16 protein-coding genes are annotated in these 19,618 nt (G+C 71.1%); 9 read left to right on the top strand and 7 right to left on the bottom strand.

The genetic code is table 11. From position 1 onward, the window contains the following. Window positions 1-19: 19 nt before the first annotated feature. The 5 genes from FHR33_RS31725 (at window position 20) to FHR33_RS31705 (ending at window position 10,204) form a co-directional block, all read left to right on the top strand. Complete coding sequence (locus FHR33_RS31725; protein WP_183655534.1) at window positions 20-2,485, top strand: hypothetical protein; 2,466 nt, start codon at window positions 20-22, stop codon at window positions 2,483-2,485. Window positions 2,486-2,489: 4 nt separating this feature from the next. After that, window positions 2,490-4,295, top strand: coding sequence for a UvrD-helicase domain-containing protein (locus FHR33_RS31720; protein ID WP_183655532.1), 1,806 nt, complete (start codon window positions 2,490-2,492; stop codon window positions 4,293-4,295). Between the two features lie 51 nt (window positions 4,296-4,346). Further along, window positions 4,347-6,161 (top strand): sigma factor-like helix-turn-helix DNA-binding protein, encoded by a 1,815-nt coding sequence (locus FHR33_RS31715; protein WP_183655530.1) that lies wholly within the window; start codon window positions 4,347-4,349, stop codon window positions 6,159-6,161. 39 nt (window positions 6,162-6,200) lie between these two features. Beyond that, entirely contained in the window at window positions 6,201-7,568 is a 1,368-nt protein-coding gene (gene cysS / locus FHR33_RS31710) for a cysteine--tRNA ligase (RefSeq protein ID WP_183655528.1), read from the top strand. Between the two features lie 119 nt (window positions 7,569-7,687). Continuing rightward, a complete protein-coding gene (locus FHR33_RS31705) occupies window positions 7,688-10,204 on the top strand; it encodes a penicillin acylase family protein (RefSeq protein WP_312895804.1) in 2,517 nt (838 codons plus the stop codon). Here FHR33_RS31705 and FHR33_RS31700 read toward each other — a convergent pair. Together FHR33_RS31700 and FHR33_RS31695 are read right to left on the bottom strand one after the other, a co-directional pair. Then, complete coding sequence (locus tag FHR33_RS31700) at window positions 10,194-11,189, bottom strand: MBL fold metallo-hydrolase (protein ID WP_183655526.1); 996 nt, start codon at window positions 11,187-11,189, stop codon at window positions 10,194-10,196. The two genes, FHR33_RS31705 and FHR33_RS31700, sit on opposite strands and share 11 nt — an antisense overlap. A 24-nt stretch (window positions 11,190-11,213) precedes the next feature. Continuing rightward, window positions 11,214-11,663, bottom strand: a complete 450-nt coding sequence (locus FHR33_RS31695) for a hypothetical protein (protein ID WP_183655524.1) — start codon at window positions 11,661-11,663, stop codon at window positions 11,214-11,216. A gap of 75 nt (window positions 11,664-11,738) precedes the next feature. Between FHR33_RS31695 and FHR33_RS31690 the strand changes: the two genes are divergently transcribed. Continuing rightward, a complete protein-coding gene (locus tag FHR33_RS31690) occupies window positions 11,739-12,668 on the top strand; it encodes a hypothetical protein (RefSeq protein WP_183655521.1) in 930 nt (309 codons plus the stop codon). Window positions 12,669-12,735: 67 nt separating this feature from the next. Here the strand turns inward: FHR33_RS31690 and FHR33_RS31685 are convergent, their stop codons facing one another. Together FHR33_RS31685 and mshB are read right to left on the bottom strand one after the other, a co-directional pair. Beyond that, the gene (locus tag FHR33_RS31685) at window positions 12,736-13,164 is read right to left on the bottom strand and encodes a DUF6113 family protein (RefSeq protein WP_183655518.1); all 429 of its coding nucleotides are present in this window, start codon (window positions 13,162-13,164) and stop codon (window positions 12,736-12,738) included. An 11-nt stretch (window positions 13,165-13,175) separates the two neighbouring features. Beyond that, the gene (gene mshB / locus FHR33_RS31680; protein WP_183655515.1) at window positions 13,176-14,081 is read right to left on the bottom strand and encodes an N-acetyl-1-D-myo-inositol-2-amino-2-deoxy-alpha-D-glucopyranoside deacetylase; all 906 of its coding nucleotides are present in this window, start codon (window positions 14,079-14,081) and stop codon (window positions 13,176-13,178) included. Window positions 14,082-14,185: 104 nt separating this feature from the next. Between mshB and FHR33_RS31675 the strand changes: the two genes are divergently transcribed. The 3 genes from FHR33_RS31675 to FHR33_RS31665 all read left to right on the top strand — a co-directional run bounded on the left by FHR33_RS31675 (window position 14,186) and on the right by FHR33_RS31665 (window position 17,112). Beyond that, entirely contained in the window at window positions 14,186-16,252 is a 2,067-nt protein-coding gene (locus FHR33_RS31675) for a S9 family peptidase (protein ID WP_183655512.1), read from the top strand. A gap of 295 nt (window positions 16,253-16,547) precedes the next feature. Beyond that, a complete protein-coding gene (locus FHR33_RS31670) occupies window positions 16,548-16,778 on the top strand; it encodes a DUF8778 family protein (protein ID WP_183655509.1) in 231 nt (76 codons plus the stop codon). Beyond that, window positions 16,765-17,112: a type II toxin-antitoxin system PemK/MazF family toxin gene (locus FHR33_RS31665; RefSeq protein ID WP_312895803.1), complete on the top strand. Its 348-nt coding sequence runs from the start codon at window positions 16,765-16,767 to the stop codon at window positions 17,110-17,112. The genes FHR33_RS31670 and FHR33_RS31665 overlap by 14 nt, the downstream gene beginning before the upstream one ends. Window positions 17,113-17,136: 24 nt before the next feature. On the opposite strand, the gene FHR33_RS31660 is transcribed toward FHR33_RS31665, so the two are convergent. The 3 genes from FHR33_RS31660 to FHR33_RS31650 form a co-directional block, all read right to left on the bottom strand. Further along, window positions 17,137-17,628 carry a hypothetical protein gene (locus tag FHR33_RS31660; protein WP_183655503.1) on the bottom strand — a complete coding sequence of 164 codons (492 nt, stop codon included), beginning with the start codon at window positions 17,626-17,628 and terminating at the stop codon, window positions 17,137-17,139. A gap of 134 nt (window positions 17,629-17,762) precedes the next feature. Further along, entirely contained in the window at window positions 17,763-18,410 is a 648-nt protein-coding gene (locus FHR33_RS31655; protein ID WP_183655500.1) for a response regulator, read from the bottom strand. Continuing rightward, window positions 18,407-19,510: a sensor histidine kinase gene (locus tag FHR33_RS31650; protein ID WP_183655497.1), complete on the bottom strand. Its 1,104-nt coding sequence runs from the start codon at window positions 19,508-19,510 to the stop codon at window positions 18,407-18,409. The genes FHR33_RS31655 and FHR33_RS31650 overlap by 4 nt, the downstream gene beginning before the upstream one ends. Window positions 19,511-19,618: the final 108 nt, after the last annotated feature.

Below are 19,618 nucleotides of genomic sequence, written 5' to 3'. Positions count from 1 at the left end.
CTGGTGGCGGAGCCTGCCCGTGCCACGGGTGCTGGCCGCCATCGGGCCTGAGTCCCTGGGCGAGCTGCTGACGGAGATCGCGCTGGAGCACTGGCCGGCGGCTGCCGTGGGCGACGTGCTGCCCGCGTTGCACGTGCTGGACCCCGACGAGGCGGACGAGCCGCACGTCGCGATCGCCCTCGACAGGGCGGGGTCGTGGCCAGGGCTGCTGGCGCTGAGCAGCCGCGAGCTGATGGACCAGCCGTTCGTGCGGGCCCGTCCGGTGCTCAACACCCTCTTCGCGGCCGTTTTCGTACGGCTGACGCCCGGCGCTCCCGTCGAGGAGCGTCGCGCCGAGACGCCGCCCACGGCCGACGCGGTGGCCGAGCAGGCGGACGTCCTCGTGGCGGAGCCCGTCGTCGAGCCGCACGCGGCCGACGCCCCTGAGCCCGCACCGATCGCGGATCCGGAGCCTGTCGCGGATCCCGAGCCTGTCGCGGATCCCGAACCGGTGGCGGAGCCCGAGCCTGTGGCGGAGCCCGCACCGATCGCGGTACCGGGACCCGCCGCGGAGCCCGAGCCGATCGAGGAGCCGGAACCGGTCGCCGAGCCCGAGCCGTTGGGAGAGCCCGAGCCGGTCGCGACGCCCGAGCCGGTCGCAGGCCACGAGTCGGTGGCGGCGGCACACCCCGTCGAGCACGAGGCCCCCTATCGCGGCCTGTTCGAGACGCCCGCCGAGAGCGCGCCCGTCGAGTACGGACCCGTTGTCGAGCGGGAGCCGGTCGACGAGTACGAGCCCGTTGTCGAGCGGGAGCCGGTCGACGAGGAGCGGGCCCCGGTGTCGCAGGGGTGGGACGCCTTCCAGTCCCTCCCGCCCGCGCACAGGGAGGCCGAGGAGCGCGAGGAGCCCGGCATCTTCGAACAGCGGGGCGACCTCCACACAGAACCCGACGCGGAGGAGCGCGAGGAAGCGGCAGCGCACGCGGCCGAACCCACGCCCACGGCCGAGCCCGAGCCCGAGGCCGAACCCGCGCAGGCGGACGAGCACCGCCACGAGCACGGGGCCGAGCCCGAGCGGGCGGACGAACACCGCCACGAGCCGGTGGACGAGCACCAGCACGCGGACGAGCACCACCAGGAGCAGTACGCGGTGGCGGCAGGCCACGCGGCGGAGGCGGCAGCCTACGAGGACGAGCGCGAGAGCGAACTCGAGGCCCCCGCGCCGTCCTTCGCGGCGGACGTCGCCCAGGAGCCGGTGGCGGCGCAGGCCGCGTCGGACGAGCCTGACCTGCACGCGCTCATCGAGGCCTCCTTCGCCGGGCTCGACGACAAGACCTGGGCCGTGGCGCAGAACCGTGTCTTCACCGACACCCCCTCGGCCGTCGAGCAGCTGGCCAAGCTGTTCGCCGTGTCCAAGGAGGAGATCGTCTCCGTCGAGGCCGCGCTGCGCCAGCGGTTGCAGCGCTGGCTGGCGGCGGAGGAGACGGCGCCCTACCGGGCCCACCTGGAGGAGCTGCGCGCGCGGCTGGGCGGGGACCCGCCGAAGGAGCTGCTGATCGGCGCCGCCGCCTGGCACGGCAAGGAGATCCGCGCCCTCGACGTGCCCGCCTGGCAGTTCGTGCACGCCACGATGGCGGCGCTGGTCCGCGTCCCCGACCTCGCGCCACCGCCGTCAGCGCCGACCCCGCCGGGACCACCCCCTTCGGCTCCACCGCCCCCGCCGCAGCCGCTCTTCCAGGCACCCCCTCCGGGCCACGAGCCGCCCTTCCAGGCGCCCCCTCTGAGCCACGAGCCGCCCTTCGCGGCGCCCCCTGCGGGCCACGAGCCGCCCTTCGCGGCGCCTCCTCTTGGCCACGAGCCGCTTTTCCAGGCGCCCCCTCCTGGTCAGGAGCCGCCCTTCCAGGCGCCCGCGAACCAGCCGTCCTTCCACGCTCCGCTGCAGCCGCCCGCGCCGGAGCCCGGCGACGCCAACGGCAACGGCAAGCCGTACCAGGGCTTCAAGGACGTCTCGCTCACCAAGCGCTGCTTCCGCCAGCCCGACGGCCGCTGGTGGCTGCGGATCGACATGACCGCCGAGCAGCTGGCCACCGGGGAGTGCGCGCTGCCCAGCGGGTTCGCCGCCTACCTCGGCCTGACCCCCGGCTCGAGCTGGACGGTCAGGAGCGCGGCAGGAGAGCTGATGATGAGCTGGCACGGCAGGCCCTCCATCAGCCAGATGGGCAGGCTGCTCGCCGACGTCGGCGCGAGGGAGGGCGGCCACCTGTTCATCACGCTGTCCAAGGAAGGCGTGCTGCGGGCCAAACACCTGCCGGTCGCCACGCCCGGCGCCAGTAAGATCTCCAAGGCGCTGCGCCTGGCCGACTACACCGGCCTGAGCAGCGCCATCGAACACGCCGCCAGAATCATCGCCATAAGGATTGGCATGTCGGGCAACGTCAGTCTCGAGGACTTGAAGACCAGGCTCCGTGAACGCGGAGACCGCGACCTGTTCGAACTGTTGGACTGAGCCCGTGCCGCGGCTCGCGATCGCCCCTGACTTCCCCAGGGAACTCAGCGCTCTGGCCCCGCCTGCGCGCGGGGAGGTCATGGCCGCGCTGCCCGCCCTTCTGTCGCACGTCCCCGCCCCGGAGGGGGTGGGGACACTGCGGATGGCCGAGGGCCACCTGGCCGTCGTCGTACGGCAGGGCGAGGTCTCGTGGCTGCTCACCCTGTTGCCCGACGCCGAGGCCGAGGCCTACGCCAGGCGGCACGCCTTCAGTGTCAACCCGGTCATCGGGGTGGTCGAGCAGTGGGACGCCGAGGCGCTGGGCAGGGTCGAGCACGCCCTGCGCCGTTCGGCGGGCCAGGCGAGGCTGTTCGAGCCGGTCAGCGACACCGACCTGCTGAGCCTCGGCATCGACCTCGCGCTGCTGCCACTGATCAGGCTGATCGGCAACGAGGCCGACGTCGAGGCGCTCGAGGCGCTGCTGCCGCCCACGCAGTACCTCCCGCTCTCGGTGATGGCCAGGGGCGGCTCGCTGCCCGAGGCGTGGAAGGAGCTCGACTCCCGCCGCACCTCGTGGGACCCTCCCGAGCCGATCGACACCTCCGACCTGTACGCGGCGCTGCTCCGAAGCCCCGACAGGGCGGTGTTCGCCACCACGGACGACGAGCTGGACCGCATCGTCACCGCGCCGGACTGGTGCGTCTTCCTGCACCCTCCGCAGCACCGGCTGGCGCGCGCCGACCACTACGAGCACCCGGTGCTCGTCACGGGCGGCGCCGGCACCGGCAAGACCCTCATCGCCCTGCACAGGGCCGCCCACCTGGCCGGGCACGGCAACGGGCCCGTCCTGCTGGTGACCTTCTCGCAGAGCCTGGCCACCGAGCTGTCGGCGAAGCTCGACCTCCTCATCGAGGACCAGGCCGTCCGCAAGCGCATCGACGTCTGCAACGTCGACAGGCTGGCGATCAGGATCGTGGCCGACGTGGAGGGGCGGCAGCCCACTCTCGTCGGCGCGGGTGCCCGCTCGCTGACCGAGCTGACCGACGAGGCGCTGCGGCTGCTCACCAGGGCCACGGGTGACCTGCTCGACGACGTGCTGAGCTTCGGTGAGCCCGGGCGCAAGCCGTACAGGCACATCGTGGTGGACGAGGCGCAGGACGTCAGCCCCGCGCAGTGGCGGCTGCTGCGCGCGGCGGTGCCGCGCGCGCCCGACGACCTGTTCGTGGTCGGTGACCCGCACCAGCGCATCACCGACCACCGCATCGCCCTGGGCGCGGTCGGCATCCATGCCGTCCAGCACGGCCTGAGCATCTCCTACAGGCTGCCGCACGAGCTGCTCTCCTTCGGAGTGCGGCTGCGCGGCGGCGGCCCGACGCTCGGCCTGGTCAAGGGGGTGCAGGAGCTGCGCGGCTTCCGCAGCACGCGCCACGGCGAGCGGCCGACGGTCAGGGCCTACGACACGCCCGAGGCCGAGCTGGCCGGACTGGTGAACACCATCGAGTCGTGGCGGGAGGAGGGCGTGCCCACCACGGAGATCGCCGTGGCCGCGCGTACGACCCGCCTGGTCAAGGCGGCCAAGGAGGCGTTGCGCCGCGCCAGGCAGGAGGTGCGGGTGACCACCCTGCACGGGCTGAAGGGCCTGGAGTTCGAGAACGTCGCACTCGTCGGGATAGCCGAGGGTGTGGTGCCCGAGCCGCTACCCTCTGACCCCGGTGACAGGGCGCGGGTGCTACAACGTGAGCGCGGGCTGCTCTACGTTGCCTGTACGCGGGCCAGGTCCGTGCTCTACGTTTCCCATTCCGGAAGAGGTAGCCCTTTTCTGTCGTCCTAATCACATAGTCTCTGAACTGCGGATATCTTTCCCTTTGCCGGTTGGACCCCAATGAATCTCAGCCTGAGCGACCTCGCGCCACCCCTGCGCTGGACGTCTCCCGTCCAGATCGCACCGCTCGCGGACGATCCTCAGCTGCCCGAAGCCTGGTGGCAGTCGATCCCGCTGGACCGCGCGTGCGCCGTCATCGGTGCCCAGGCCGTCGCAGGACGCCTCGCCGACCTCGCCGTCGCCTTCTGGGGACATCTGCAGCTCGGCGACATCCTGCCCTTGCTGAGGTTCTCCGACCCCGCGGAGAGCGAGCGGACGCCCGAGGGGCTCGGCCGCGACGTGGTCCACAAGCTGTTCAGCGGCGTCTTCGAGCGGCTGCTCGAGCCTGTCGCCGAGGTCAGGGCCGTCCCGCTGCCCCAGCTGGTCGACGAGGTGTTCGTCGCGCTCGACGAGCGCCAGCGGACGATCGCGCGTGATCGCGTCTACGCCGAACAGCGGGCCACGCTCGACGAGCTGGCGCAGCGCTTCTCCGTGACGAGGGAGCGGATCAGGCAGATCGAGCGCGACCTGCGCGACCACGTGGAGGCCTGGCTCGCCTCGGTGTCCGCGGGGCCGCTGCTGGCGCACGTGACGTGGCTGCGCGGGCGGCTCGGCTCCGCCGTACCCGCCGAGGAGTTGGCGGAGGCGGTGCCGTGGCACCGTACGGAGCTGGTGTCGCTCGGCATCCCCGTGTGGCGGTTCGTGCGGTCCCTGCTGACCGGCTACGAACAGGCGGACGGGTGGCTGATCGCCGGCGGCGCCGACGAGCTGAGGGAGAAGACCAGGCAGCTGTTCACCGAGGGGCCGAGGCCCGTCGCCGAGGCCGTCGCCATGACCGCGCAGCTCGGCGTCCGCGAGGACGTGGCCGAGCGGTGGCTGACCGCGGTGCCGCAGCTGCGGGTCTTCGACGGGCATGTCATGCTCTGGCCGCGAAGCGTCAACGAGAAGGCCGAGGCGGTGCTGTCCGTCGCGGGAGCGCCGCTCACCCCCGAGGAGATCCAGGAGCGGATCGGCGAGGACTACAGCCTGGTCGGCATCCGCAACCAGCTCACGGCCGACGCGCGCTTCCGCAGGGTCGACAGGAACAAGTACGGCCTGGCGCGCTGGGGCGGCGAGGAGTACCTGGGCATCAGGGAGATGATCGCCAGGGAGATCGAGCGAGCCGGCGGCGAGGCCTCGGTCAACACCATCGTCACCAACCTGACCTCCCGCTACGACGTGAGCGAGAGCTCGGTGCGGGCCTACTCGGGCGGCCCTGGCTTCGAGCGGTCGCAGCGTGGCTGGATCAGGGTGGCGGCCCCCGACCAGCCCGGCTACCAGCCGCGCAAGGACGTCTCGGAGACGCGGCGCTCCTTCAAGTCACGTGACGGGCGCTGGTGGCACAGGGTGGACGTCAACGCCGAGCACCTGCGTGGCTCGGGCTCCCCACTCCCGACGGGCTTCGCCGCGCATCTCGGGATGGCGCCCGGCGGCTCGCTGACCGCCTCCGCACCTTCGGGCGACGTGGTGATCTCCTGGCACAACCAGCCGACCATGGGCTCGATCAGGAACGTGCTGGCGGAGTTCAACGCCTCCGAGGGCGACCACGTGTTCCTCACGGTGTCCGACGGGGGCGAGCTGCTGACGCGCTTCCTGCCCGCGGCCCAGCCCGCGCTGCGGCCCCTCAACAGGGCGCTGCACCTGATCGGGTACACGGCTCCCGTCGACTCCGAGGCCGAGGGCCTGCGCCTGATCGGGGCCAGGGTGGGGCTGCCCGAGACCGCCACGCGCGAGGAGGTGCTGACCCGCCTGCGGGAGCGCGGTGACCGCGACATCCTGGCCTTCCTGGGCGAGTAGTCGCTTTCCGGCGGCAGGGCGCCGGATTAGGCTCGGTTCATGTTGAGGATCTACGACACGCGCACCAGGCAGGTCGAGGACATCCCCCAGGCGCGAGCCCTGCGGATGTACACCTGCGGTCCGACCGTCTACCGGTACGCGCACGTCGGGAACCTGCGCTCGTACCTGTTGTCCGACCTCATCAGGAGGATCCTCGAACGTCAGCGCGTCCGCATGGTCGTCTGCCAGAACATCACCGACGTCGGCCACCTGGTCGACGACGCCGAGATCGGCGAGGACAAGATCGTCGTTCAGGCGCGCGAGGAGGGCAGGTCCACCCTCGACATCGCCAGGTTCTACGAGGACGCCTTCCGCCGCGACACCGCCGCGCTGAACCTGCGCCCGCCCGAGCACACCCCTCGCGCCACCGAGGCGATCGACCTCATGATCGAGCTGATCGCCAAGCTGATCGAGAAGGGCCACGCCTACACCGTCCCCGACGGCTCGGTCTTCTTCGCCGCCGAGTCCTTCCCCTCCTACGGGGAGATCTCAGGCAACAGGCTCGACGCGCTCAAGCCCGGGCACCGGGTGGAGGGCGTCGACCCGCGCAAGCGCTTCCACGCCGACTGGGCGCTGTGGAAGCATTCGCACCGCGAGCTGGCATGGGACACCCCGTGGGGAGGGCGCGGCTTCCCCGGCTGGCACGTCGAGTGCTCGGCCATGTCGCTGCGCTACCTCGGCGAGCACATCGACATCCACACCGGCGGCATCGACCTGCGCTTCCCCCACCACGAGGACGAGCGCGCCCAGTCCGACAGCGCCGCGGGACACGAGGTCGTGCGGCGCTGGGTGCACGGGGAGCACCTGCTGTTCGACGGGCGCAAGATGGCCAAGTCGACGGGCAACGTCGTGCTCCTCGCCGACGTGGCCGACGAGGGGCTCGATCCGCTGGCCGTACGGCTGGCCTTCATGGAGCACCGCTACCGCCATCAGATGAACCTGACCTGGGACACCCTGCGGGCGGCCGACCGCACGCTGCGCCGGTGGCGGGCCAGGGTCGCCGAGTGGGCGGAGTCGCCGTCCGCGCCTCTCGACCAGACGGCCGTACGGCAGGCCGAGGCCGCCTTCGACGACGACATCGACACCCCGGCGGCCCTCAGGGTGCTGAGGGAGCTCGAACGCGACGAGTCGGTGGCGCCGGGGTCGAAGTTCGAGTCCTTCCTCCACCTCGACCACGTGCTGGGTCTCGACCTCTCCTCGGAGATCGGCAGGGTGCGCGTCCTGCCGGCGGGCGCCGCCGAGCTCCTGGAGCAGCGCGCCCGCGCCAGGCAGGAATGCGACTGGGCAGCGGCCGACCGGCTTCGCGACGACCTGGCCGCGCTCGGCGTGAAGGTCGCCGACACCCCCGACGGCCAGACCTGGACCTGACGCGCGACATCCCTCCGCCTTCCATGATCGTGTTCTGACGGTTACCGCGAGTAATGGCTGTCCAGACAGCGATGCAGGGCTGCGACACTTGGTGCGAAGCAGGTCAGAGGGAGGTTTTCGTGAGGATCAGGCCCTATGCGTGGTTGCCGTGGCCGCTGCGTTGGCTGGCACGGGTCGTGACCGTGCTCCTGGCCCTGGCACTGGTCCTCGCGGCCGTCGGCGTGTGGATCGCGCGGCAGTCCTTCCCCCAGCTGGACGGAGTGATCAAGCTCGCGGGGCTGTCCTCGAAGGTGGAGGTCCACCGCGACAGGTGGGGCATTCCGCAGATCTACGCCGACACCTCCGAAGACCTGTTCATGGCGCAGGGTTACGTCCACGCCCAGGACCGCTTCTGGGAGATGGACTTCCGCCGGCACGTCACCTCGGGCCGTCTGTCGGAGCTGTTCGGCAAGGCGACGCTGACCGAGGACAAGGTCATCCGCACGATGGGCTGGCGCGAGGTGGCCCAGCAGGAGCTGGCGACGCTCACCGACCGCACCAGGCGCTATCTCGACGCCTACGCCAAGGGCGTCAACGCCTGGCTCGCCGAGCACCCGAACGCCTCGGCCAGGAGCCTGGAGTACTCGGTGCTCAAGCTGCAGAACTCCGGCTACGTGCCCGAGCCGTGGACCCCGCTCGACTCGGTGACCTGGCTCAAGGCCATGGCGTGGGACCTGCGCTCCAACCTCTCCGACGAGATCTCCAGGGCGCTGGCGGCCACCAGGCTGCCGAGGGAGCGCGTGGACCAGCTCTATCCCGGCTACCCGTTCGACAGGAACCCCTCGATCGTGACCGAGGGGACCGTCAGCGACCAGCGCTTCGACCAGAAGGCGCAGCCGAGGCTGGGCGAGGACGCCGCCGCCACCCTCACCAAGGCGGCCGAGGCGCTGAGCAGGGTCCCCGATCTCATGGGCACCGAGGAGCACGACGGCATCGGGTCGAACTCGTGGGTGGTCTCGGGAGAGCACACCACGACGGGCAAACCCCTGCTCGCCAACGACCCGCACCTGTCGGCGCAGATGCCGTCGGTGTGGTACCAGGCGGGACTGCACTGCCGCACCAAGTCCGACAAGTGCGGCTATGACGTGACAGGGTTCACCTTCTCCGGCGTCCCCGGCGTGATCATCGGACACAACGACAAGATCGCGTGGGGATTCACCAACCTCGGCCCCGACGTCGCGGACCTCTTCCTCGAGCAGGTCAAGGGCGACACCTACCTCTACAGGGGGCAGTGGGCCAGGCTGGAGACCAGGAACGTCCAGATCAAGGTCGCCGGCGGCGCGCCGGTCACCCTCACGGTGCGCAAGACCCGGCACGGACCGCTGATCAACGAGGTGATGGGGAGCGTCAAGCCCTCGGGAGGGGCGAACGCCGTCGCCCTGCAGTGGACCGCGCTCTCCCCCGGCACCGCGGCCGAGGCCATCTTCGAGCTCAACGCGGCGGGCGACTGGCACGAGTTCCGCGCCGCCGCCTCGCTGTTCGACGTGCCCGCCCAGAACCTGGTGTTCGCCGACACCCAGGGCCACATCGGCTACCAGGCCCCGGGGCGCATCCCGGTGCGCGCCAAGGGCGACGGCACCTGGCCGGTGCCCGGCTGGACGGGCGAGTACGAGTGGAAGACCGCGCCCATCCCCTACGACCAGCTGCCCAGCGTCGCCGACCCCGCCGACGGCTTCGTGGTGACGGCCAACAACGCGGTCATCGACCCGGGCCGCTACCGGCCCCTGCTCACCAAGGACTGGTCGTACGGCTACCGCGCCAAGCGCATTGTCGAACGCGTCCAGCAGGCCATCAAGTCCGGCAAGATCGACGCCGAGACCATGAGCCGCATCCAGCAGGACTCCCACAACGGCCTGGCCGAGTTCCTGGTCCCCGCCCTGCTCGAGGTCGAGCTCGCCGGGCCCAGCGCCCAGGCGCAGGGGCTGCTGCGCGGCTGGGACGGCTCCCAGGGCCTCGACTCGGCCCCCGCCGCCTACTTCAACGCGGTCTGGCGGCACCTGCTCATCGCCGCCTTCAACGACGACCTGCCCGAGGGCGCCAGGCCCACGGGCGGCGACCGCTGGTACGAGGTCGTGCGAAGCCTGCTCGCGGCCCCCGTCGACCCCTTCTGGGACGACGTCACCACCAAGGGCTTCACCGAGACCCGCGACGACATCCTGCGCACCGCCATGGCCGACGCCCACCACGAGCTGGCGGGGCTGCTGGGCGAGGACGTCAAGGCCTGGCGATGGGGCGACCTGCACCAGCTCACGCTGACCAACCAGACGTTCGGCACCTCGGGCATCGGCCCGATCGAGGCGCTGTTCAACCGCGGGCCCTTCGGCTCGCCGGGCAACAAGGACGCCGTCAACGCCACGGGCTGGAACATCCAGGACGACTACGCCATCACCGCCGTCCCCTCCATGCGCATGGTCATCGACCTCGCCGACCTCGACAGGTCCCGCTGGATCAACCTCACCGGCGCCTCGGGCCACGCCTTCCACGACAACTACTGGGACCAGGCGCCCCTCTGGGCGAACGGGGAGACGACACCGATGAACTCCAAGCCCGACTCCATCAGAAAGGCGGCGGTGAACACCCTGACGCTCACCCCGTGACCTCCATGCTGCGGCTCTCACGCTGCTGCCTCGCCACTGCCCCTGTCCCTGCGGCCGTGAGCAGGCGTGACTCGCCCACCGCGAGGTCCCACAGGTCGGCGCGCGGCAGGCCGCGCGCCTCCCACTCCGCGCGCGCCAGCAGCACCGGCTCGAGCAGCGGCTCGCCCGACAGCACGAACGTGCCCCAGTGCATGGTCGCCATCCGCCGCGCGCCCACGTCCAGGCACGCCTGTACGGCTTCCGCGGGGTTGACGTGGTTGCCCTTGGTGAACCAGCGGGGCTCGTAGGCGCCGACCGGCATCAGGGCCAGGTCGAGGCCGGGGAAGCGATCGCCGATCTCGGCCAGGCGCGGCCCGTAGGCGGTGTCACCGGCGAAGTAGATCGACTTGTTGATCACCCACCCGCCCCACAGGGACCTGCACGTGTCCCAGATCGTGCGGCGGCTCCAGTGGTGCGCCGGCACGAAGTCGAAACTCACCCCGCCCAGCGTCGCGCCCTCCCACCAGTCCAGCTCGGTGACATGGCGAAAGCCCCGCCTGGTGAACCAGCGGCCGAGGTTGGCCGGCGCGAAGATGGGCGTGGTCCTGGGCAGCCGCCTGATCGTGGGGGCGTCGAGGTGGTCGTAGTGGTTGTGGCTGATCACCACCGCGTCGATCCTCGGCAGGTCGCTCCAGGCCACGCCTGGCGGGGTGAGGCGCTGCCGTACACCGGGGATCTTGCGGGACCACACGGGGTCGGTGAGGATGGTCAGCCCCTCGACCTGCAGCACGTAGGTGGCGTGGCCCACCCAGGTGACCACAGTGCCCGTGAGCTGGGGCAGGCCGCCCCTGAGCACCGGAATCTGGTCGATGTCGCCGATGTTGGTGCGCAGCCCGCCATGCCAGGCGACGCTCACCAGCTCACGGAAGGCGGGAAGCGGCGCGGTCAGCCGGTCCCTGAAGGACGCCGGCCTGGCGGGGGCGCTCCGCTGGATGGTCTGAGACATAGGCACGCTCCCCTACGTAACGGATCACTCACCCTTGATGATCCCCTCAGGGAGCGTTCTATTCCTCCGCCACCATGGCGATTTGCGTGGATACCCGCCGTCTTCGAGCCCGGCGAGCCGTTCGAAGGGGTTGTAGGCCGCCTGGTTGCCGCAGATGAGCATCGACAGGGCGAGCGAGACCAGGTACAGCGGCAGCATCGGCAGGCCGACGCACCAGGCCCACTGAGTCGCGTGGCGGCTCTCGTGGTCGAGGAGCCTGCCGGTGAGGTAGCCGTCGGGATGCTTGGTCACGACGACGTTCCCGACGGTGAAGGCGCCCGCCACGGGGAAGGCGTAGCGGTAACCGTAGGCCAGAATGAGGCCGTCAGGGCCGTTCGTTCTGCGCGCCCCGCCCACGACGGAGATCAGCAGGCCGAGCGGAGTGGACAGGTTGACGAAGTTCGCGATCCTACGGATCCGATGGCGCCTCTCCATGCGTCTCACCCTTGACCGAACTTGACAAATCGGAATAATGATCCCCGTCCTGAAATCTCCCACAAGAGCAGGATCATGAGATTCATCATTCTGGCCGCGCTCCTCTGCACCATGGCGCTCGCCACCGTAGGCGGCTTCGCCGTCACGCAGACCTCGTCCGCGACCGACACCCCCACGGCCGACAGGCTCGAGTTACCCGTCTCCACCAGCCCCTCCCCCACGCCCACACCCACCTCGAGCACCGCCAAGTACAAGGCGACGGCCAAGGTGGTGAAGAAGAAGGGCGTCTCGTACCTGGACGTCGCAGTCACGTACGGCGGGGCGGCTCGCTTCACTGTGAAGCAGAAGGTGTGCAAGGGCAAGTCCTGCAGGACGGCCTCCGCCTCGCTGCCTGTCACGACGGGAGCGGGCAAGACGTCGACGAAGCTCGGCAAGGGGTCGTACAGGACGAGCGGCAAGCCGAGCGTCTCGCTGAAGGTCCTCCCCTGGCCCACCCGCACGATCACCGCCACGGCCACCCCCTCGGCCACCACGACGGTCACGGCGTCGGCCGCTCCCTCGGCGACGGTCACGGTCGCGACCACCACCACGGTCAACGCGACGGTCACGATCACCCAGACCCCCGCGCCTTCGGTGTCGGTCTCGACGATCACGGCCCCCGCGCCGCCTCCCGTCACGGTCACGGTCACGTGCACGCCGGCCCCTGCCGGCACCCCCTCACCGCCGGCCGACCTCGCACCGAGCGGCCCCGGCACTCCCACACCGCCCGCGGCCACACCGACGTCTCCGACGCCGTCGGGGACCACCCCCGCCGCCGTCTCGACGACGCCCGGCACGACCGCCCCGGTCACCACCCCGCCCGCCGAGCTGGCTCCCACCTCCCTGCCGTGCACGACGGCGCCCGACCCCGACCCCGACCCCGACCCGGATCCCGATCAGGATCCGAACGGCCTGGACGCCGGCCAGGTGCCCAGCCCCACCTCACCGCCCCCGCCGACCCCGTGAACAGGGGATGACGTGAACGACGACGGCGCCGCCCTCGGGCGGCGCCGTCAGGCGTCGGGGGCGGACTCTACGAGCCGTCAGGCGTCGGGGGCGGCGGGCCGTACGAGCCCCTCATCAGCCACGAGCCGCCCGAGGAGGGCGACAGCAGGACGGCGACCACCACCGCCACCAGCCCGCCGTACAGGTAGACGAATCCGGCGATGTCGCCGGCGATCACCAGATCGCCCGCCGCCCGCTTCAGCGAGAACACCATCGAGACCAGCAGCCAGCCGATCGCCACCGCCGAGGCGCCGAGCTTGGAGCGCATCATCCTGCCCGCGAGGAAGCAGAGGCCGAACAGCACCGGGACCCAGCCGATGGCCGCCGCGGGGAAGGAGGCGCCGATGTACCAGGCGTGGGTGAACCCGCCCACCACGCCGAGGACGACCCCCAGCACGACCAGCATGCCGTACGCGGCCCCGGCCAGAGCGGACTCGGCGTGGCTCCTTTGCTCCATAACGGAGGAGGTTAGTGGATGCCCGCGAACAGGTCCTTCTCAAGGGTGTAAGGCTCGCCGAGACCCCCGGCCTCACGCGGGACGCTCGGCCCTGTCTCGCCGCGCGACCCGCTGCGCAGAATGAAGTGCTCCACCCCGAACGCCTCCTGCCCGATGTTGTTGGACAGCGCGAACCACGGCGCGTCGACCATGATCTGCGTGGCGTGCGCGCGCATCGCGTCGAGCTTGTTGCCCAGGTACGGCCTGGCGTCCACCTCGGTCGTGATCTCGTCGTCCACGGCGCCGAACGGCACGTCCTCGACGTTCTCGGGGACGAAGGCGACCTCCGCCTCGGCGAGCTCCTCCGCCGTCCTGCGCATGACGGACCTGGGGACGGCGGTGTAGTAGAACTTGGCCACCCGCCACGGCTCGCCCTCGCCGTGCTCGGGATCAGCGGCCAGCTCGAAGGCCCTCAACGCCACCCTGTGCGCCTGGATGTGGTCGGGATGGCCGTAGAAGCCGTTGTCGTCGTAGGTGACCATGACCTGGGGGCGCACCTCCCTGACGACCTTCACCAGGAGGGCGGCGGCCTCGTCCACGTCGGCCTGCCAGAAGGCGTTCGGCCGGTGGTTGGAGGCGACGCCCATCATCCCGCTGTCGCGCCACCTGCCCGGGCCGCCGAGGAAGCGGTGGTCCTCGACCCCCATCGCCTTGCAGGCCGCGTCCAGCTCCCCGACGCGGTGCTCGCCGAGGCTGTCGTCCCTGTCGGCGGCCAGGTGCGCCAGCTCGGGCGGGATGACCTCGCCCTCCTCGCCGAGCGTGCAGGTCACGAGCGTGACGTGGGCCCCTTCCGCGGCGTACTTGGCCATCGTCGCGCCGGTCCCGATCGTCTCGTCGTCGGGGTGGGCGTGCACGAGCAGAAGGCGTCGATCACTCATGCCCCCGAGCGTATGCCACACCCCGTCACGACCCCCACCCTGCCGTCCTCCGAGGAGTTTCGGGGCGCACGACGGAGGTGTCTCACCTGGCAAGATGGGGGGTTATGAGTGAGAGCTTCCCGCGCCTGCACGCAAGGACCCGCCGGTTCACCCTGGGTGTGCCCAGGGGCTTCACGATCTCCCCCGACGGAGCCCGCGTCCTGTTCCTGCGCACCAGGTCAGGCACCGACCCGGTCACCTGCCTGTGGGAGCTCGACACCGCCACCCATGTCGAACGCCTGGTCGTCGACCCCCGCGCCCTCGACGCCGACGAGGAGAACCTGCCGCCGGAGGAGCGCGCCCGCCGTGAGCGCAGCCGCGAGCAGGCGGGCGGCGTCGTCGCCTACACCACCGACTCCGCGGCCACCCTGGCGGCCTTCGCCCTGTCCGGCGGCCTCTACGTCACCGAGGTGGCCAAGGGCGCGACCCGCAGGCTGGAGACGCCGGGCGCGGTCATCGACCCGCGCCTGTCGCCTGACGGGCGGCATGTCGCCTATGTCACGAGCGGCTCGCTCCGGGTCCAGGACCTCGCCACGGGCGACGACCGGGCCCTGGCCACCCCCGAGAGCGACACCGTCACCTACGGCCTGGCCGAGTTCATCGCCGCCGAGGAGATGGACCGCCACCGCGGCTACTGGTGGTCGCCCGCCGGCGACGCCCTCCTGGTCGAGCGGGCCGACGAGGCGCCCGTCCAGACCTGGTACATCGCCGACCCCGCCAACCCCGACCGCCCTGCCGCCCCTCAGAGGTATCCGGCCGCGGGCACGCCCAACGCCGGCACCGAGCTGTTCGTCCTGGGGCTGGACGGCTCGCGCGTCGCGGTGCCGTTCGAGCACGAGTACCTCACCACCGCCTCGTGGGACTCCCACGCGCTGTCGATCGTGACCATGTCGCGCGACCAGCGGACGCGCCGCCTGTTCACCGTCGACCCCGCGACCGGCCGCTCCACGCTCGTCCGCGAGGACACCGACGAGGCCTGGGTCGAGATCGTGACCGGCGTGCCCGGCCACCTCGACGACGGCTCACTGGTCTGGGTCGCCGACGACGAGGGCGGACGCCGCCTGTTCGTCGGCGACCGCGTCGTCACCCCGCCCACCCTCCAGGTGCGCGACGTGCTCGACATCGACCGCGACACCGTGCTGTTCAGGGCCAGCGGCGACCCCACCGAGATCCAGCTCTGGACGTGGGACGGCCACTCCCTCATGCCCGTCTCCACCGCGTCGGGCGTCTATTCGGGGCGCCTGGCAGGGGGCGTCGGGGTGCTGACCGAGCAGTCGCTCGAGCGCGAAGGCGTCTCCGCCACCGTGGTCCTGCCCAGCGGCATGACGATCCCGATCCCCTCACTGGCCGAGCGGCCGGGCCTCGACCTGCGCGTCCACCTCGGCCGCTCGGGCACCCGCGACCTGTCGACCGCCGTCGTCTTCCCCTCGTGGCACGAGCCCGGCTCGCGCAGGCTGCCCGTCCTTCTCGACCCGTACGGCGGGCCGCACGCCCAGCGCGTCCTGGCCAGCCAGGGCATGTACCTCACCAGCCAGTGGTTCGCCGAGCAGGGCTTCGCCGTCGTCGTCGCCGACGGCCGCGGCACCCCTGGACGCGGTCCCGCCTTCGAGCGGGCGGTGCTGAACGACCTGGCCACCCCTGTGCTCGACGACCAGGTGGACGCCCTGCAGGGGGTCGCCCAGCAGTACCCCGACGACCTCGACCTGTCCAAGGTCGCCATCCGCGGCTGGTCGTTCGGCGGCTACCTGGCCGCGCTCGCCGTCCTGCGCAGGCCCGACGTCTTTCACGCGGCGATCGCGGGCGCGCCGGTGACCGACTGGCGCCTGTACGACACGTGCTACACCGAGCGCTACCTCGGCGACCCGCACGCCCAGCCAGAGGTCTACGACCAGTCCTCGCTGTTCGCCGACGCGGCCAAGCTGGAGCGCCCGCTCCTGCTGATCCACGGTCTCGCCGACGACAACGTGGTCGCCGCGCACACGCTCCGCCTGTCGTCGGCCCTGCTGTCGGCCGGGCGCCCGCACACCGTCCTGCCGCTGTCGGGGGTGACCCACATGACGCCGCAGGAGGTCGTCGCCGAGAACCTGCTGCTCCTCCAGGTCGACTTCCTCAAGAAGTCCCTCGGCCTGTAGGTCGCGCGGAAGCGAGGGCCTCACCATGGCGCGCTCCGCGCGTGGGGTTCGGGCGTGCTCCCACTCCGACCCCTTGAGGCCCTCGCTTCGCCCGGACGCCCTTCTCGGACCCACCCGGGCAGCGAGACACCCGGACCCCACCCAGCTTCGCTCCGCTCGGGCGCTCCGCGCGTCCGACCGTCATACCCAGGCGAATCGCTCTGACGATCGCCTCTCACCCTTCAGGCGACACCGAAGGAAGACCTTCCTACCACCACTCCACACCGGTGGTAGCAACGTGGGTACCCTCAAAAGTATGAAGTTGAGTGTGAGCCTCCCCGAAGAGGACGTTGCGTTTCTCGACGAATATGCCGAAGAGACTGGCGAGAAGTCCCGCTCGGCAGCGCTTCACGCGGCGATCGCCCTCCTGAGAGCCGCCAAGCTCGAAGAGTCCTACGCCATCGCGTTCAGCGAGTGGGACCAGAGCGAGGACTCAGAACTTTGGGACTCCACCGTTGGAGATGGAGTCGGCAGTGCGTCGCGGTGACATCTACTGGGTCGATCTCGAACCGATCAAGGGATCCGAAGCCGACAAGACCAGACCAGCCGTCATCGTCAGCAACAACGCCGCCAACAGGGCTGCTGAGCAGAGCGCGAGAGGCGTGATCACGGTGGTGCCCGTCACCACGAACATCCAGCGAGTCCTCCCCTTCCAGGTCCTTCTTCCCGCCGCGGAGTGCGGGCTCGACGCCGACTCGAAGGCCCAGGCCGAGCAGGTGAGATCAGTCGCCCTCGAGCGCGTCCAAGGACGGGCAGGCCGGGTATCGCCCAAGGCCCTGCACCGCCTGGACCAGGCTCTGCGCATGCACCTCGCCCTGTGACTGGATGCTTCGGGCGCCAAGCCTTCAGGACCCGCCGTAGAGGCGCTCCAGGTCCACCAACTGGACGTCTTCGCGCGCTCGCGCCATCTCTTCCAGGTGTGGCATGAACCCCGCCACGCTGAACAGCAACAGCCGCGTCTCAGGCGTGGCACGCTCGTCTCTGGCCATGAGCAACGCGCGAGTCCGCTCCAACCGATCCAGGTGCGCGCGCCCGATCACGTCCCCGCTCTCCGCCTCGCCAATGGCGAGGATCTTCTCCCTGCCGTCGTCCATGCGGGAGAAGGCCACAACGTCGATCTCGTGACTGGTCCTGTTGGCAGGGTCGGGCAGCACGCCGGAGACTACTCTGGTCCGTCGGCCTCCGAGGGTCGAGACGTCGGCGTGCCACCGGGTCCATAGCCGAGCCAGGTGCTCGAAGTGCGGGCCGAGCACCTGGCTGCAGAAGGTCGCCTGAGATCGCTTCCAAACCTGCGCTGCCGATCCGGGCCGTTCCAGGTCGGTCCACTCAGGCCTCATGATCGCATGGCAGAAGCTGACGATCGGCTCGGTGATGCGATAGGCGGACCGCTTACCGTGGAAGGCATCGGCTTCCCTGCAGATCAAGCCCACGTCCTCGAGCATGGTCAGGGCATGGCCCAGATCCGCTCGAATCAGTGGAGATCGGCGTCGTGGACCACGATGGCGGCCTGCACCCTGTTGGTCAGGCCGAGTTTGGCCAGCACCCGGCTGACGTGCGCCTTCACCGTCGCCTCCGTCAGACGGAGCTCCCTGCCGACCTCCGCGTTCGACAGTCCCCTGGCCAGCGCCCTGATCACCTCCTCTTCCCGGCCCGTGAGCGAGGCCAACTGCCTGCGGGCCGCCTCCGCCCGCGAAGGCGCCCTGTCCACGAAGGCCGAGATCAGCCGCTTGGTGACCGTGGGCGACAGCATGGCCTGCCCGCCCGCGACCGTCCTGACGGCCGCGGCCAGCTCGCGCGGCGGCGTGTCCTTCAGCAGGAACCCGACGGCCCCGAGGCGCAGCGCCTCGTGCACGTACTCGTCCAGGTCGAAGGTGGTCAGCATGATCAGCTTCGGTGCGTCGGGGGCGCTGAGGATCCGGGCGGCCGCGGCCAGCCCGTCGACGCCCGGCATCCGGACGTCCATGAGCACCACCTGGGGGCGGAGCCTGCCTGCCGCCGAGATCGCCTCGGCGCCGTCGCGGGCCTCGCCGACGACCACGATGTCCCCCGCCGCCTCGAGGATCAGCCGCAGGCCGGAACGGACGAGCGCCTCGTCGTCGACGATCAGTACGCGGATCACGCGGGAATCCTGGCACGCAGTTCGAAGCCGCCGTCCTCACGGTGGCCGGTGTGGAGGGTGCCTCCTACCAGTTCGACGCGTTCGCGCAGACCCACGAGTCCCCAGCCCGACTCGGGCAGGGGGGCGGCCTGCCGTACGGGAGGGTGGTTGGCGACCACCACCTCCAGCGAGGAGGGCAGGAAGCGGATGGAGACGTCGGCGCTGGTCTCGCCCGCGTGCTTGTGGACGTTGGTGAGCGCCTCCTGCACCACCCGGTAGGCGGTGCGCTCGACGGTCGGGCCAAGGGAGCGGGCCTCGCCCTCGTCATGCCGGGTGAGCGCGATGCCCAGGGCGCGTGACTGGTCCAGGAGCCCGTCAAGGTCGGCCAGCGTGGGCTGAGGAGCGCGGGGGGCGGGCAGCGAGGGCGAGCGCAGGACGCCCAGCACGTCGCGCAGGTTGGTGAGGGCCTCCCTGCCGATGTCGCCGATCAGCGCCGCGGCCTGCGCCGTACGGGAGTCGGAGGTGCCGACCTCCAGCGCGCCCGCGTGCATGACCATGAGCGACACCCGGTGGGCCACGACGTCGTGCATCTCGCGGGCGATGCGGGCGCGCTCCTGGGCGCGTGCCTGGTCGGCGCGCATGACCTGCTCGCGTTCGAGGCGCTCGGCGCGCTCCTGCGCGGCGGCCAGCACGTCGCGTCTGGCCCGCACCCACAGCCCGAACACCAGCGGCAGCCCGATCCCCGCCGCCCCTATGAGCGTGGCGTTGCCGAGCGTGCCGGTCAGATGCTCTCTCTGACCGCCGATCAGCGCGCCGACCCCGGCCGAGAGGGCGACGGTCACCGCGCCCATGCCCGCGTACGCCGCGATGTCGCGCCGCTCGCGCAGCGTGGTGCCCGCGTAGTAGGAGGCGACGAGCAGCGGCGGCCACATCGCGAATCCGACGTGGGCGAGCGCGCCCACGGCGGCCAGCGGCCACCAGGCGCGCGGCGCGAACCACGCGGCCACCCCCGCCACCGCCGCGATCAGCACGAGCAGCGGGAACGGCAGGTCCGTCGCCACCCCCATCTGGCCGCTGAGCGTGGCCAGGGAGAGCCCGAACACCAGGACACCAAGCACCATGCCCCCGAGCGTAGGGCCCGGCGAACCGGGCGAATTACGACGAAAGTCGTAATTTCCGACCGACGTTCGGCGCTGGGCCGACCTGCCTCGGCCGGCCCAGAGTGATCC

This window comes from Nonomuraea dietziae, assembly GCF_014195505.1.
Taxonomy (GTDB): domain Bacteria; phylum Actinomycetota; class Actinomycetes; order Streptosporangiales; family Streptosporangiaceae; genus Nonomuraea; species Nonomuraea roseola.
This window is presented reverse-complemented; position numbering and strand designations above follow the sequence as displayed.